The following is a 14,982-nucleotide window of genomic DNA, read 5'->3' as shown; positions in this document are numbered from 1 at the left end:
TCGGTCAGTCCTCCGGTTCGTGGTTACTCGGCGACGGCGTGGATCAGGCTCTGCGGTGACGAGGTCGGCGTGACCTCGACCCGGCGCAGGCCCGACCGCCGCAGCAACGCGTCGTAGTGGTCGAGGTCGCGCTCGCGGCCGGAGTTGACGGCGAGCATCCCGAGGTCGAGCAGCGGGGCGAAGCCCGGTTCGCCCATCGGCCCGAGCGGCATCTCGACGACGACCACCCGGCCGCCGGGGCGCAACGCCCTGCGGCAGTTGGTGAGGATCTCGACGCACGCGTCGTCGTCCCAGTTGTGCAGGACGGCCTTGAGCAGGAACAGGTCGCCCTCCGGGACGGCGTCGAAGAACGAGCCGCCGGCGAACGTGCAGCGGTCGGCGAGACCGGCCTTCTCCGCCTCGGCCACCGCGGTCGGCTCCACCGTCGGCAGGTCGAAGACGACGCCCCGCAGCTCCGGGTTCGCCCTCAGCAGCGGGTGCAGCAACGCGCCGTTCGCGCCGCCGACGTCGACCGCAGTAGTGAGACCGGTGGTGTCGAGCAGGTCGCCGATCTCCCGCGACAGCCCATCGGTCAGCTCGGACATGGAGCTGGAGAACCGTTCCCACTCCCGCGGGTTCGCCTGGAAGTAGGTCCAGATGTCACTGCCCAGCGCGGCACCGGTCTGCGGCTCGCCGGCGCGCACGGCGTCCGGGAACCGGCCCCAGGACAGCCAGTGCCCCGGTGAGCCGTGCACGATCGCGATGTCGCGGAACGACCCCGGCGCCCCTTCGCGCAGCGTCTCCAGCAACGGGGTGCTGAGGAACTTGCCGTTGTCGTAGGTCACGAGCCCCTGCGCTGCGCAGGCGCGCAGCAACCTGGTGGTCGTGCCCGCGTCGACGCCGATCAGCTCCGCGATCTCCGCGCCGGTCAGCGGACCGTCGGCGAGGTGGTCGGCGAGCTTGAGGTCGGCGACGGCGTGCACGATCTGGGTGACCCAGTACCCGGTGATCATCTGCATCATCCGTGCCTGCGGTGGCATTCCCGGTGCGGTCATCGGGCGGTCTCCTCCGGCGCTGCGGCTTGGGTGCGAACGTGTTCTGGCCGGAATCCGAGCCCGATGACGCGGCTCATCAGCCATTGGGCGACGCCGAGCTTCTCGAAGACCTTCGGGGCGGGCGGCTGGCCCGACCCGTCGAGCGCCTCGTCGATGCCGAACTTCTGGGTGGCGCGTTGCAGTCCCTGCGACAACGCGACGGCGCGTTTGCGTCGTTTGCGCACCCGCGCGAGCAGCCCGTCGTCGAAGGGCTCTCCGTTCTGCTTGCGCAGCAACGCCTCCGTGAGGATGTTGGCGGTGGCGACCGCGTCCTGCACGGCGAGGTTCACGCCGAAGCCCGCGACCGGGGACATGGCGTGCGCGGCGTCGCCGATGAACAGCAGACCGGGCTCGTGCCAGCGCTCCAGCCGGTCGATCCGCGCCTCCAGCGGGCTCAGCTGGTCCAGGGAGGACACCTCGTGCGCCCGGTCGGCGAGGAACGGCACCAGCTCGGCGAGGTCCGCGCGGAACTTGTCGAGGCCTTCGCGGCGCACCTTGTCCATGCCGCCGGTGGACGTCTCGTAGGACATCTGCCAGTAGGTGCGGCGGTCGGTGGCGCCGAAGATCTTGCCGTTGCCGATCCGCACGCAGATGCCCTCGTCCGGATCGGTGTCCCTGCGGGAGATTCGGAAGAAGATGACGTCGAGCGAGCGGCCGATCAGCGTGGGCTCGAACCCCGCGTCCCGCCTGATCACCGAGTGCCGCCCGTCGGCCGCGACCACGAGCGTCGAACGGATCTCCCGCTCGCCCTCGGGGCCGCGCACGCGCAGGCCCGCCACCCGGCCGTCGCACCGCACCACGCCCAGCGCCTCGGTCTTCATCAGCAACCGGAACCCCGGGTACCGCTTGGCCTCGGCGGTGATGAGGTCGAGGAAGTCCCACTGCGGCACGAAGGCCATGTACGGGTAGGGGACCCGGAGCCGGCGGAAGTCGGCGATGTCGATCCGCTTGCCGTCCTGCACCACGCCGATCGTGCTGACCTTCTGGTGCGGCAGCTCGTGGAACCTCTCGATCAAGCCGAGCTCGTCGAGGATCTGCAACGTGGCGGGGTGCACGGTGTCACCGCGGAAGTCGCGGTGGAAGTCGGCGTGCTTCTCCAGCACCACGACGTCCACACCGGACCGGGCGAGCAGCAGCCCGAGCACGGCACCGGCCGGGCCTCCGCCCGCGATGCACACGGTCGTCGTCTCGGCCATCACAGGTCCTTCAGGTCCATGGTGCGCAACGAGTCGCCGATGAAGGCGAGCAGGTCGGCGACGGTCGGGGTGAGGCCGAAGCCGACGCACTTGCGGGCGAGGTCGGCCACCTCGTGGAACTCGCGGGCCATCCACTCGACAGCGACGTCGGGCCGGGAGATGTACTCCGGGGTGGAGTCGAGCTCGAACGACGGTCCCGCGGTGCGGCCGGGCCGCCCGGACGGCAGCGTGACGACCAGCTCGCCCAGCGGCCGCAGCACACCGGTCATGATGTCCAGCGACCAGTTCATCAGCCGCGAGCGGCGCAGCGACTTGTCCGGGCTGTAGCCGAAGTGCTGCACCATCAGCTGCATCGCGAGGAAGTACGACCGGTTGAACGCCTTCACCGCGATGCGGGCCGGCTCGTGGGTGATGTGGTCCATCGCCGGGTTGCCGGGCTTCAGCGTGGGGTTGCGCATCACCGGGTAGGCCGGGTTCCACGGGATCTTGCGGCCGTTGGGACCTTTCGCGCGTTCCGCGATGAGCAGCTCCGAGATGCGCAGGAACGTGTCGAAGTGCGACTCCTCCTCCGGCAGCGTCGAGGGGATGTGCCCGCCCTCGCCGTGCTCGGTGACGAAGTCGATGGCGAACACGGCGCTCGCGACGTCGTCGACTTCCAGCTGGTAGTCCGGGTGCACCGCGTTGACCGACTCGCGCATGAACAGGTGGTGCGCACCGCCGCCGCGGCCCTTCTTCACCAGGAACACGCCGGGAACGGCCTGGACGCCCTCGCGGATCGCCGCGTACAGCTCGCTCAGCGACCCGTACTGGTAGGGCTCGCCGTCCGCGCGCAGGACCGCGGAGTCGTTGCCCTCGATGTCGTCGATCAGGTCGTGCGGCTGTTCCAGTGCCACGAACCGCTGCACGCTCGCGAGGTTCAACGGCTCCAGCGAGAACTCCAGCGGCACGCACACCTGGCTGTTGAACGTGCCGAAGTCGAGCTTGGGCAGGTGGAACGGCCGGCCCATCGCCATCAGGATGTTGTTGATCGCGAGGAAGTGCATCATCTCCTCGCGGGCGACGGACATCAGGCTGCCGCGGATGCCGTTGTTCCACGTCTCGGTGCCCTCGCCGCACGCGGTGAGCAGGTGCTCCTCGGTCCACTCACCGCGTTCGACCAGCTTCCGGCCGGCACCGTGCGTGGGCACGCTGTAGGCCGCGTAGAGGTACTGGACCATGGTGGCCAGCTCGATCGCCGCGGCTTGGTGGAGCGCGTGCAGCAGCTGGTCCTTGGTCGTGATGGTGCCGAGCTTGCGCTGCTGGGGGACGAAGGTCGGCGGTGTCTGCCGCCGGTCGTCGTCGGCGAGCAGGTAGCGCAGCATCAGGCGGATCTGCGGCGCGCTCATGTCCCGCGTCGGCGGCATGTAGAACGTCTTGCCCTTGTGCTCGGGCGCGGACACGTGCCAGATCAGCCGGGTGTAGGGCTCGACCTTGAACTCGTCGGCGAGGCTCAGCACCTCCGAGCGCATGAACGAGTACTGCAGCTCGTAGTAGGCGAGCGCCTCCCGGTACAGCGTGGGGAAGGTGATCTCCTCGTCGGGCAGGTCGTCGAGGTGCCAGTGGTCCGGCAGCACCCGCACGGCCACGGACCCGACCGCCGACCAGTAGCCCTGCTCGTCGTCGTTGTCGTAGCGCTCGGCCGCCGTGGTGCCGCGCGGTTCCGGCGTGGTCTCCGGGCGCAGCAGCACCCTCGTCGCACCGCCGCGCACGCCCTTGAGCGTGATGGTGCCGCGACCGTGCTCGTCGGTCGAGAGCACCAGGTCGGGCCGGTACTCGGACTGGCCGGCCGGCAGGAACGCGACGAGCTGCGCGGTGTCGCGGTCCTGCGCCAACGGCAGCGCGGCCGGGTTGACGTGCTGCTCGACGTGGATGCGGTCGACGCGGGCCGGTGCGCCGCGCACGTAGGAGCGGACCGGGATCTCGACCGCGTGGTCCTCGCCGGTCCCGGTGTTCTCGTGCTCCAGGAACAGCGCGGCCTCGTCGGACTCGACGACGACCTCCTCCTCGCGGGACAGGACGGTGCCGTCGGACGCGGTGAGCACCAGCGGCTCGGCCGGGTCGCCGGTGCCACCGTCCACCCTGGACACGACGACCACGCCGGACGTGCGCGCGTCCTCGGCGGGGGGAATCGTGGCGAGCAGCGTGCCCGACGCCGTGCGCACCTCCAGGCCGGTCCGCGACCACGCGGTGACCAGGTTCGCGGTGACGTGGGACTCGGTGAGGTGCACGGAGGCGTTGGGCAGCGCGGACCCGGTGGTGCGCGCGGTGAGCAGCCGCCCGGCGGGGGAGGTGCGCAGCTCGTGGCGGCGCCAGGGCGCGATCGTCCCGCGCAGCCGCCAGACGTCCGGCTGGCCCACGCCGGTGGGCTTCATGTCGGTGATCGAGAACTGCACCACGAGGCCGTCGGCGTCGTCCTCGGCCACCGCGCGCAACCGGGCGAGCGCGGGGGAGTCCGCTGCGCCGTCGAGCCAGTGCAGGCCCTCGGTCTTGTCCACCACGAACTGGTGCAGCACGGTGTGGAACTGATTCCAGCGCGGCGGGCACAGGCCGTTCACGTCACCGGTCACCAGGTACGGGACGTCGTGCGAGCGCCCCGACCGGCCGAGTGCGAGCTGGCCGACCATCAGCGTGGTGGTCCAGTTGGAGGCGGGGTCGACGTCGAAGACCCGCGAGCGGTTCGCCGTGCCCGCCGTGTAGTCGCAGAAGTGGCCCCAGAAGTCGAGCTGCCGGCCGACGACGAGGTCGTCCGCGCCCACCTCACCGGCGGCCAGCTCCGTGCCGACGACCTTCGCGTCGACCCAGAAGTGGCCGTTGCCCTCGAAGTTGTGGCCCTTCGACTCGCCCAGGAAGTCGTAGTAGTCCTGCACCGGGCGGTCGGTGTCGAACACGCCGTCGGCGTCGATGGCCCGGTTGCTCTCCAGGTCCAGCCACCCCGCGCGCGGCCCGGTGGGCAGGCGGGTGACGGCGGAGCCCGCGAAGTGCAGGCGGGGCAGGTCGAAGACGCTCATGCGTTGTCCCAGACGACCGCGCTCATCGTCGGGATGAGGTCCTTCGTGATCCGCACGCCGGGCAGCGCCTTCTCGTACTGCAGGCGGAACTCCGTGTCCGTGAGCGGCATCGCGGCGGCGCTCATCTCCAGCCAGCGCGGGTGCAGCATCATCCGCACCGAGTCGCACGCGGCGTCGACGTCACCGGACACGTCGTAGATGATCTTGCCGGTCTCGAACGCGTAGGCGCTCTGCTCGCTCGGCGCCGCGGCACCGTCCGGCTGGGTCACGTCGACCACCACGAGCCGGCCGCCGGGGGCGACGAGGGCGCGCAGCACGGGCAGCACCTCGTCGGCGGGTCCCATGTGGAACACCGCGTTGACCGACATCACCAGGTCGAACTGCCCGTCGCGCTCAGGCGTGAGGTCGACGGCGTTGCGGCACTCGTAGCGCACCGGCACCCGCGTCCGCTTGGTGGCGGCGATGTCGAGCATCTTCTGCGACAGGTCGACGCCGACCACCTCGTCGTACCGGCTCGCGAGCAGGCCGCAGTTGTTGCCGCTGCCGCACCCGGCGTCGAGCGCGCGGCGACCTCCCGGCAGCTGCTCGACGAGCCACGACCGCACCGGGCTCGTGGCGGCGTCACGGATCACCGTGAACCGCTCGTAGAGCTCGGCCAGGTCATCAAAGTACGCTTCCGGGGCGCTCATTGAGGTTCCTCGACTTCCGGCGGTCCACGACGTGACGGCCTCCACCATCGGACGTCGGGCGGTCCGCTGATAAGGACCTGCCGGAGAACCTGCGCGCTCGCGCAGGGTGGCCCCCCGATCCCGTTCCACGGCGGGCGATGTGGTGCGTCCGCGCAGCTCGCAATACTGCGATCGCACATTCGCCGACGTGAACGAGGAAGCCGATGCGCGACGAACGCGACTGCGACGTCCTGGTGGCGGGCGCGGGACCGACCGGTCTCTGCGCCGCCCTCATGCTCGCCCAGCACGGCGTGCGGGTGCGGGTGGTCGACGCCGGGTCGGGCCCGGTGGAACAGGCGCGTGCCGCGATCGTGCACGCCCGCACCCTGGAGCACTTCGACCGGCTCGGGGTCGCGGAGGCGGCCGTCGCCCGCGGCCTGCCGATCACCGACGTCGCGATCCACGAGGCCGGCCGGCACGTGGGCGACATGCCGCTCGCCGGTGAGGGCAGCGCGGACCAGACCCGGTTCCCCTACGCGCTCGCGCTGGAGCAGTTCGAGACCGAGCGGGTGCTCGTGGAGGCGTTGAAGGAGCACCACGTCGAGGTCGAGTGGAACACCGCCGTGGCGGACCTGGCCGACTCCGGCACCGAGGTCGCCGTGACCACCGTGCAGGGGCGCACGATCACGGCCCGCTGGCTGGTCGGCGCGGACGGGGCGAGCAGCGTGGTGCGCGGGCTCGTCGGCCAGTCGTTCGACGGCGAGACCTACGCCCAGGCGGGCATGCTCGCCGACGTCACGCTCGACGTCGACCTGGGCGTGCGGGGGATGCGGCTCAACCTGACCCGCGGCGGTTTCGTCGGCATCCTGCCGCTGGCGTCCGGGCGCTGCCGGCTCTTCGGCGTGGTGCCGCCGGAGCTGAGCCAGGCGCCTGCGCAGAAGAACCCCACGCACGAGGCCTACGCGCCGCTGCCGCCCGCGGACCTGCAGCAGTGGTTCGAGAACTACTTCAAGGTCGACGCCCGGCTCAAGGACGTCGTGTGGGCGTCGATGTTCCGGTTCCACAGCCGGATCGCCTCGAAGTTCCGCGTCGGCAACGTGTTCCTCGCGGGCGACGCCGCGCACATCCACAACCCGGCCGGTGGCCAGGGCCTCAACCTCGGTGTCGGCGACGCGGTCAACCTCGCCTGGAAGCTCGCGCAGGTCGTCAACGGCGAGGCGCCCGAGTCGCTGCTCGACACCTACGAGTCGGAACGCCGCCCCATCGCGCGGACCGTCCTCAAGCGCACCGACCTCGGGTTCAAGCTGGAGACCGGGAACAGCGCGGTGGCGGTGTGGATGCGCACGCACGTGGCGACCCGCGTGGTCGGCGTGGTGTCCCGGCTGGCGCCGATCCGCCGGATGTTCTTCCACATGTTCTCGCAGCTGTGGATCAGCTACCGGGGCTCGGCCGCGGTCGGCCCCGGCACCGGGCCGCTGCGGCCGGGCGACCGCGCGCCGTACGCCGAGATCCGGCCCACCCCGGACGGGGCGAGCAGCGTGCTGGACCTGACCCACGGCGCCGGGTACCACGTGCTGCTGTTCGGCGCGCAGGGCCTCGACACCGACGGGCTGGCCGCACGGCTCGACGACCGGTACACCGCCGCGATCACCACCCACGTCATCCCGCCGGAGGAGGAGGCCGCCCACCGCGGGTACCAGGTGAACGGCCCGCTGCTGGTGCTGGTCCGGCCGGACGGGCACGTCGCCGCGGTCGCGGACCCGTCGTCGGTGCAGGGCGTGGTGGACCACCTCGACACCGTGCTGACCCGCGTGCGGTCCGCGGTCTGACCCCGCGCGGGGTCCATGCTGCGCAACCGCGTGGGATCGTTTCCACCTGGTGTTCCCGGTCCGTCCTGCTCATCAGACTGTGCCCATGACACAGAGCGAGAAGACCGACGAGTCCCGCGGCTTCACGGACCCCGAGTACTGGAACTTCATGTACGACGAGGGGACCGCGCCGTGGCTCATCGGCGGGCCGCAGCCCGCGATCGTCGAGCTGGAGCGGCAGGGCCTGGTCCGCGGCCGCGTCCTCGAACCGGGCTGCGGCTCCGGTGAGCACACCACCCTCTTCACGAAGCTCGGCTACGACTCCCTCGGCGTCGACCTGTCCCCGAGCGCCATCGCCTACGCCCGCCGCACCGCGGCCGAACGCGGCGTGCCCGAGGCGCGGTTCGAGGTCGCGAACATGCTGCGGCCGCAGGACCACCCGTTCCTGTCGGGCGGGTTCGACACGGTCGTGGACGTGGCGCTGTTCCACGGGTTCGGCGCCTACGGCGACTCGGACCACGCACAGGCGTACGCACAGGTGCTGCACTCGCTGACGAACCCCGGCGCGCTCGTGCACATCCTCGCCCACTCCAACGCCGCGCCGGGGCTGAGCTCCAGCATCGGCGAGGGCGTGATCCCCGCGGCGTTCACCGACGGCTGGGTGGTCGAGAGCGTCGAGGCCGCGAGCTACCAGGGGTTCATCACCGAGCAGATCTCCGCGGTGGCCGTGCAGCGCGGCCTGCCCGCGCACGGGCCCGTCGAGCTGGCGGCGTGGCTCGGCCGGGTCCGCAGGCTGTGACCGGTCAGGCCCTGTCGCTGGTGTCGAAACCCTGTGCCGCCACCACGTTCAGCAGCGCCAGCGCCTCGGCGTCGGGTGACCCGGCCGGTGCGCTGTAGAGCACGAGGTGCTGGTCGCTGTCGGTGAGCGCCAGCGAGTCGCAGTCGACGGTGATCCTCCCGACCAGCGGGTGCCGGAAGCTCTTGCTGAGCACGGTCGGCGACTGCACGTCGTGGCGTTCCCACCGCCGCGCGAACTCGGCGCTGCCCTCGCACAGCTCACCGACCAGATCGGAGATCACCACGTCGGCCGGGTACCGGGCGAGGGTGGCGCGCAGCTGCATGACGACGTGGTGGCGGAACTCCGTCGCGTCGGAGACCCCGTACAGCGCGGGCCCCGGTGTGAGGAACGCGCGGCGCGCGAGGTTGCGGTCCCGCGGGGCCAGGACGCGGAAGTCCTCCATCAGCGCGGCCATCAGGTCGTTGCACGCGAGCACCTCGAACGCCGCCGAGACCACCATCCCGGCCGTCTGCGGCAGCCGGTCGAGCAACGCGAGGACGCTCGGCCGGACGTCGCGCCGGTGCACCGCCGTGCGGCTGGGCGCGGTGCCCGCGAGGACGTGCAGGTGGTCGGACTCGGCGCCGGTCAGCCGCAGCGCGCCCGCGATCCCGGCGAGCACCTCGGCCGACGGGCGCGGGGCCCGTCCCTGCTCCAGGCGGACGTAGTACTCGGTGGAGATGTGCGCGAGCACCGCCACCTCCTCGCGCCGCAGGCCCGCGGTCCTGCGGCGCGGGCCGGACGGGAGACCGACGTCCTGCGGCCGGAGCCGGGCGCGCCGGCTGCGCAGGAACGTGCCGAGCTGCTGCTTGTCCATGCCCCGAGTATCCGCGCCGCGAACGGGCCCAGGGTGGTACAGCCTGTGCCTGCCTCCGGTGCGCCGGCGGCTCGACGCTGGAGCCATGACGAACTCCGACACCACTCCGGCCGGGCTGCTCACCGGCAAGGTCGTGCTCATCACCGGCGCCAGCCGCGGCATCGGCGAGGCAGCGGCCCGGCTGTTCTCCCGTGAGGGTGCCGCCGTCGTGCTGGCCGCCCGCGGAGCCGACGCCCTGGACCGCGTCGTCACCGGCATCCGCGCCGAGGGCGGTGTCGCCGACGCGGTCGTGGTGGACCTCGCCGACCGCGACAGCATCCGCGCCGCCGTCGACCGGGTCGAGCAGCTGCACGGACGGCTCGACGGCGCCTTCAACAACGGTGCGGTGGTGCAGCAGCCCGGCCCGCTCGACACGACCAGCGACGAGACGATCGACGAGCAGTTCGTGGTCAACTTCCGCGGCCACTGGACCGCGATGACCGCCGAAGCCGCCCTCATGCGCAAGAACGGCGGCGGCGCGATCGTGAACACCTCCAGCATCGGCAGCCGCCGCGCGAACCCCGTGCTGCCCGCCTACGGCGCCATGAAGCGCGCGCTCAACAGCCTCACCGAGAGCGCGGCCGTGACGTGGGGCCGGGAGGGCATCCGGGTCAACGGCATCACGCCCGGTGGCACCGAGACGGCGATGATCGACGAGTGGGAGGCGGCGACCCCCGGCGTCGTCGAGCAGCTCACCGCCACGATCCCGGTGGGCCGGATGGCGCAGCCCCGCGAGGTCGCCGAGGTGGCGGCGTGGCTGCTGAGCGACCGGGCCGCGATGGTGACCGGTGCGCTGGTGCCGGTCGACGGCGGTGCGGGCGCGTAGCCACCGCGCAATTGCGCGCACCTCGCGGTTCCGCGCTTTTAGCGGAAGCTAAAGGAATGCGGGTTCTTTTAGCTTCCGCTAAAAGCAGCAGGATGTAGCGGGCTTGATCGTGTTAGCGTTCACATTGGTTCTTGACCAGTCGCAGATCGTGCCTCAGAGTTTGCTGTGTGCGTTCGACATCTGCGGTGAAGACAACCCGGTCTCCGGGGTCGTCGTCGAATTGTCGAACGCTCACATAGAGGCACTTTCATCACAGGGCGCGCGATGACCACTCGGCGCAAGAGGTCGCTCGGACGTTGCCCGTGCCGCAGTTCGCCCACACCTCGACGAAGAGGAGCACGCCCGTGGTCAGGACAGACCATCACCCGCCCACCGCACTTCCCCAGACCCGCAGGCGCCGTGCCGCCGGCGTCACCGCCGTGATCGGCGTGCTGCTCGGCGGGTTGCTGGTGGCGGTCAACGCGGCGCCCGTGTCGGCTGCGACCGTCGACACCACCGCCTGGTACGTGCTGGTCAACCGCAACAGCGGCAAGGCGCTGGACGTCTACAACCTCGCCACCGGTGACGGCGCGCGCATCACCCAGTGGAGCCGCAACGACGGCAACCAGCAGCAGTGGCAGTTCGTCGACTCCGGCGACGGCTACTACCGGGTGAAGTCCCGCCTGTCGAGCAAGGTGCTCGACGTCCACAACTTCTCGACCGCGGACGGCGGCAACGTCGTCCAGTGGTCGGACCTCAACGGCACCAACCAGCAGTTCCGCCTCGCTGACTCCGACGGCGGCCACGTGCGGCTGATCAACCGCAACAGCGGCAAGGCCGTCGAGGTCCAGGGCGCCTCCACCGCCGACGGCGGCAACGTCGTCCAGTACAGCGACTGGGGCGGCACCAACCAGCAGTGGCAGCTCGTGCGCGTCGGTGGCGACACCGGCCCCACCACCACGACGAGCAACAACCCCGGCCAGTGCTCCCTGCCGTCGACCTACCGCTGGTCCTCGACCGGCGCGCTGGCGCAGCCGCGGCAGGGCTGGGTGTCCCTCAAGGACTTCACCCACGTCATGATCAACGGCAAGCACTTGGTCTACAGCACCACGCACGACACCGGGACCAGCTGGGGCTCGATGAACTTCACCCCGTTCACCAACTGGTCGGACATGGGGTCGGCGAGCCAGAACGCGATGAACTCCGGCACCGTCGCGCCCACGCTGATCTACTTCGCCCCGAAGAACATCTGGGTGCTCGCCTACCAGTGGGGCGGCACCGCGTTCACCTACCGGACGTCGAGCGACCCCACCAACCCGAACGGGTGGTCGTCGCCGCAGGTGCTCTCCACGGCGAGCATCAGCGGCTCCGGCACGGGACCCATCGACCAGACGCTCATCGGTGACGGCCAGAACATGTACCTGTTCTTCGCCGGCGACAACGGCAAGATCTACCGCCAGGTCATGCCCATCGGGAACTTCCCCGGCAGCTTCGGCTCCTCCTACACGACCGTCATGAGCGACACGACGAACAACCTGTTCGAGGCGCCCGAGGTCTACAAGGTCCAGGGCCAGAACCAGTACCTGATGATCGTCGAGGCGATTGGTGCCAACGGCCGCTACTTCCGGTCGTTCACCTCCAGCAGCCTCAGCGGTTCCTGGACGCCGCAGGCGGCCACCGAGAGCCGTCCGTTCGCCGGCAAGGCGAACAGCGGTGCCACCTGGACCAACGACATCAGCCACGGTGACCTGATCCGCACCAACCCCGACCAGACCAAGACGATCGACCCCTGCAACCTGCAGCTGCTGTACCAGGGCCGCAACCCGAGCTCGGGTGGCGACTACGGCAAGCTGCCGTACCGGCCGGGTGTGCTGACGCTGCAGCGCTGACCGACCTTTTCACGAATCTGAACACCTGAACGGTTTCTCCGCCGGGCTTCCTGAGTCCGGCGGGGAAACCGTTCTCGCTATTCATGGCTCATTCCGTTCGCATACCGGAATCGGTCCGCGGTTCGGTACGTCCGCACCGGAGGCGTTCACCCGCGCCGTGCTCGACCTGTGAACGCCTCTGTGCCCCCGCGTCAGCCGGCGGGAGGCGTGAGCACCCCGCCCGCCGCCGCGCGGATCCGCAGCGACGAGGCCGTGGCGTCGCGCACGATCCGGTCCACGTCGTAGCCGGCCAACCGGCCGCCGCGCTTCACGAACTCCCCGTCGACGAGCACGGTGTCCACGTTGGCGGGTGTGGCCGACTGCACGAGCGCGGTCTCGGGCAGCCCACCCGGCGCGATGTTGACGTCGGTGGTGCGCACCAGGACGAGGTCGGCGCGCTTGCCGACGGTGATCGACCCGGTGACGTCGCCCAGGCCCAGCGCGCGGGCGCCGTTGACCGTCGCCATCTCGATCACCCGGCGGAACCCGATCTCCGGCAGGTCCGCGGTGGGCGTGCCCTGCCACGGGATTCCCGTCGTCCAGGCCACCCGCATCGTCTCGAACGGGTCCGGCGGCGCGATGGACGTGGCGTCCGACGACAGCGACACCGGCAGCCCGGCCGCGTTCATGCGCAGCAGCGCCGCCCTCGGGTCACCGGCCGCGCCGAGGCGGAACTCCGAGTGCGGCGCCCAGCTCAGCGGCGTGGCGGTGCGCACCAGGACCTCGATGTCGCTGTCGAGCGCCGTGACGTAGTGGCACAGCAACGTCTTCGGCCCCAGCCACCCGCGCCGCTCGTAGTCGGCGGCGTCCACGATCCGCGGCGGCGACTGGCCCGCGTGCACCGACACCGGCAGCCCGCGGCCCAGCACCGCGTCCATGTCGGCGAAGAAAGCGCTCTCATCGCTCTGCGACAGTCCGCGCACGCTGACCCCGAGGTGCACGCGCCCGTCGAACGCGGTGCCACCCGCGAAGTACTGCTGCCGCACGCGGTCCACGTCGGTCAGGTCCACCGGCACGTCCCGCGGCATCTGGTCCACGTGGCCGTAGGAGAACCGAGCGCGCAGCAGCCCGTCGCGGTGCGCCCGCAGCTCGGCGTCGGCGTGCGCGGGGGAACGCGTGTTGTTGCACCAGTTGTGGACGGTGGTGACGCCCGCGTTCGCCAGCTCGGCGAGCCCGAGCAGCACGCTGCGGTAGTGGTCGGCCGGTTCGTACAGCGCCGACGTGGCCCGCTTCGCCGCGAAGTACGGGAAGCCGTCGGCCACGAAGTTGCGGCCCAGCGCGCTCCACATGTGGTGGTGGGTGTTGACGAACCCCGGCGCGACGATCATGCCGGTCGCGTCGACGACCTGCGCGTCCGGTGCCTTCAGGCCGAGGCCGACCGCGGCGATCCGGCCGTTCTCGACGAGCACGTCACCGCGGGGCAGCACGCCGAGCGCGGGGTCGACGGTGACCACCGCGCCGCCCCTGATCAGCAGGCGGCCCCGGTGCGGGCCGGGACCGGCGGGTGTTGTCCCCGGCTCGGTGGCCGCTGCCGTCGCGGAACCCGCCGCGGACACGGCGAGTGCGGCACCCAGGGACTTGGTGAGCGTCCTGCGGTTGATCATGGGACCTCCAGGGCTGGGACTCGGACGAGTCATGCTCACCTGGGACTTCCGCCCCTGTCACCGTGCTGCCGCGGCCGCTGGACCAGGCGGTGGAAGGCGCTTACCGCGCCTGGTCCAGCCGGCGTGCCCCGCTCACCGAGCCTCGTGCAGCGGCCGGATGTGCCGTTCGGCGTGGGCGGTCAACGCCTCCACCTGGGGCCGTGCCGCGTCGAGCCGCGCCTCGGGACTCGACTGGCGGGCGATGACCTGGTCCACGTTGGCCCGCGTCACCAGCAGCCCCGGCGCCACGAACCAGCCCTCCGGCAGCGGGCGGCCGTTCTTCGCGTGCGCGGCGAGCAGCCAGCCGGCCACCGCGCCCTTCACGAAGTGCTCCGCCGACACCGACGCGAACAGGTGCCCGTCCTTGACGCCCTGCAGCGCCTTCGGGTCCACGCTGAACGCACCGGCCAGCCACCGCGCGCCCCTCGCGGCGTGCACGGCGGCGAGGTTCACCGCGTCGACGTCGCCGGCGCCGAGGAACGCGAGCGCGTCCGGGTTCGCGTCCACGACCCGCTGCCAGGTCGCGAGGTTCGCCTGCGCGTCCCTGCCGGTGTCGAGCGGGCCCATCACCCGCAGCTTCGGCAGCCGTTCGGTGAGCCGGGCCCGCATGCCGGCCGACCGCTGGTCCAGCGCGGGCATCGCGGGGGAGTTGCTGCCGATCACCACGGTGCCCGCGGCGTCGGGCGGGAGCCGCTCCACGGCGGCGTCGGCGAGCAGCTGGCCCATGTCGTAGCTGTCGTTCTCGATGAGCAGCTCGACGTCGGCGCCCGGCGCGATCTGGCCGCCGGCGACCGCGATCACCGGGATGTCCTGCTCGACCAGCCGCGCCATCGGCCCCGCGAGCAGCTCCGGTGCCACCGCGGACACCCCGATGCCGCCCCTGGCCCGCGTGGCGAGGTCCCTGAGCAGCTCGACCTGGCGCAGGCCGTCGTGCGTGGCCGGGCCGGTGGTCTCGGTCCGCACGCCACCGACCAGCTGCGCGCCCGCGGTGAACCCGTCGCTCATCTCGCGGGAGAAGTCGCGCGAGGTGTTCTGCGACAGGAAACCGATGGTCGGCGGATCATCGGACGTCTGCCCGGTCGTGCACCCGCTCACCACCAGTGCGAGGGTGAGAACCGCTGCC

At 71.3% G+C, this 14,982-nt stretch carries 11 protein-coding genes; 4 read left to right on the top strand and 7 right to left on the bottom strand.

What is annotated here, in order from left to right; genetic code table 11:
- Positions 1-23 precede the first annotated feature (23 nt).
- From ACVDFE_RS32400 to ACVDFE_RS32385, 4 genes are read right to left on the bottom strand one after another with little or no spacing between them, the layout of a single operon-like run.
- A complete protein-coding gene (locus ACVDFE_RS32400) occupies positions 24-1,034 on the bottom strand; it encodes a methyltransferase (RefSeq protein ID WP_458433181.1) in 1,011 nt (336 codons plus the stop codon).
- Entirely contained in the window at positions 1,031-2,269 is a 1,239-nt protein-coding gene (locus tag ACVDFE_RS32395) for an FAD-dependent oxidoreductase (RefSeq protein WP_360387693.1), read from the bottom strand. The genes ACVDFE_RS32400 and ACVDFE_RS32395 overlap by 4 nt, the downstream gene beginning before the upstream one ends.
- Positions 2,269-5,316, bottom strand: coding sequence for a ferritin-like domain-containing protein (locus ACVDFE_RS32390; protein ID WP_458433180.1), 3,048 nt, complete (start codon positions 5,314-5,316; stop codon positions 2,269-2,271). The genes ACVDFE_RS32395 and ACVDFE_RS32390 overlap by 1 nt, the downstream gene beginning before the upstream one ends.
- Positions 5,313-6,005, bottom strand: a complete 693-nt coding sequence (locus ACVDFE_RS32385; RefSeq protein WP_360387699.1) for a class I SAM-dependent methyltransferase — start codon at positions 6,003-6,005, stop codon at positions 5,313-5,315. Before ACVDFE_RS32385 ends, ACVDFE_RS32390 begins: the two co-directional genes overlap by 4 nt.
- Positions 6,006-6,208: 203 nt before the next feature.
- Between ACVDFE_RS32385 and ACVDFE_RS32380 the strand changes: the two genes are divergently transcribed.
- Both ACVDFE_RS32380 and ACVDFE_RS32375 read left to right on the top strand, forming a co-directional pair.
- Complete coding sequence (locus tag ACVDFE_RS32380; protein WP_360387702.1) at positions 6,209-7,813, top strand: FAD-dependent monooxygenase; 1,605 nt, start codon at positions 6,209-6,211, stop codon at positions 7,811-7,813.
- A gap of 85 nt (positions 7,814-7,898) precedes the next feature.
- The gene (locus ACVDFE_RS32375) at positions 7,899-8,591 is read left to right on the top strand and encodes a class I SAM-dependent methyltransferase (protein ID WP_458433178.1); all 693 of its coding nucleotides are present in this window, start codon (positions 7,899-7,901) and stop codon (positions 8,589-8,591) included.
- 4 nt (positions 8,592-8,595) lie between these two features.
- On the opposite strand, the gene ACVDFE_RS32370 is transcribed toward ACVDFE_RS32375, so the two are convergent.
- Positions 8,596-9,444 carry a helix-turn-helix transcriptional regulator gene (locus ACVDFE_RS32370; protein ID WP_458433177.1) on the bottom strand — a complete coding sequence of 283 codons (849 nt, stop codon included), beginning with the start codon at positions 9,442-9,444 and terminating at the stop codon, positions 8,596-8,598.
- Between the two features lie 85 nt (positions 9,445-9,529).
- Between ACVDFE_RS32370 and ACVDFE_RS32365 the strand changes: the two genes are divergently transcribed.
- Both ACVDFE_RS32365 and ACVDFE_RS32360 read left to right on the top strand, forming a co-directional pair.
- A complete protein-coding gene (locus ACVDFE_RS32365) occupies positions 9,530-10,309 on the top strand; it encodes an SDR family NAD(P)-dependent oxidoreductase (RefSeq protein ID WP_360387709.1) in 780 nt (259 codons plus the stop codon).
- A gap of 344 nt (positions 10,310-10,653) precedes the next feature.
- Positions 10,654-12,177: a non-reducing end alpha-L-arabinofuranosidase family hydrolase gene (locus tag ACVDFE_RS32360; RefSeq protein WP_458433176.1), complete on the top strand. Its 1,524-nt coding sequence runs from the start codon at positions 10,654-10,656 to the stop codon at positions 12,175-12,177.
- A gap of 191 nt (positions 12,178-12,368) precedes the next feature.
- Here the strand turns inward: ACVDFE_RS32360 and ACVDFE_RS32355 are convergent, their stop codons facing one another.
- Entirely contained in the window at positions 12,369-13,820 is a 1,452-nt protein-coding gene (locus tag ACVDFE_RS32355) for an amidohydrolase family protein (RefSeq protein WP_458433175.1), read from the bottom strand.
- A 132-nt stretch (positions 13,821-13,952) separates the two neighbouring features.
- On the bottom strand, positions 13,953-14,957 hold the full coding sequence (locus tag ACVDFE_RS32350; RefSeq protein WP_458433174.1) for a sugar ABC transporter substrate-binding protein: 1,005 nt from the start codon (positions 14,955-14,957) through the stop codon (positions 13,953-13,955).
- Positions 14,958-14,982: the final 25 nt, after the last annotated feature.

It is taken from the genome of Lentzea chajnantorensis, from assembly GCF_054300775.1.
Note: the sequence above shows the minus strand (reverse complement) of the source record. Positions and strands in the feature narration are given on the sequence as shown.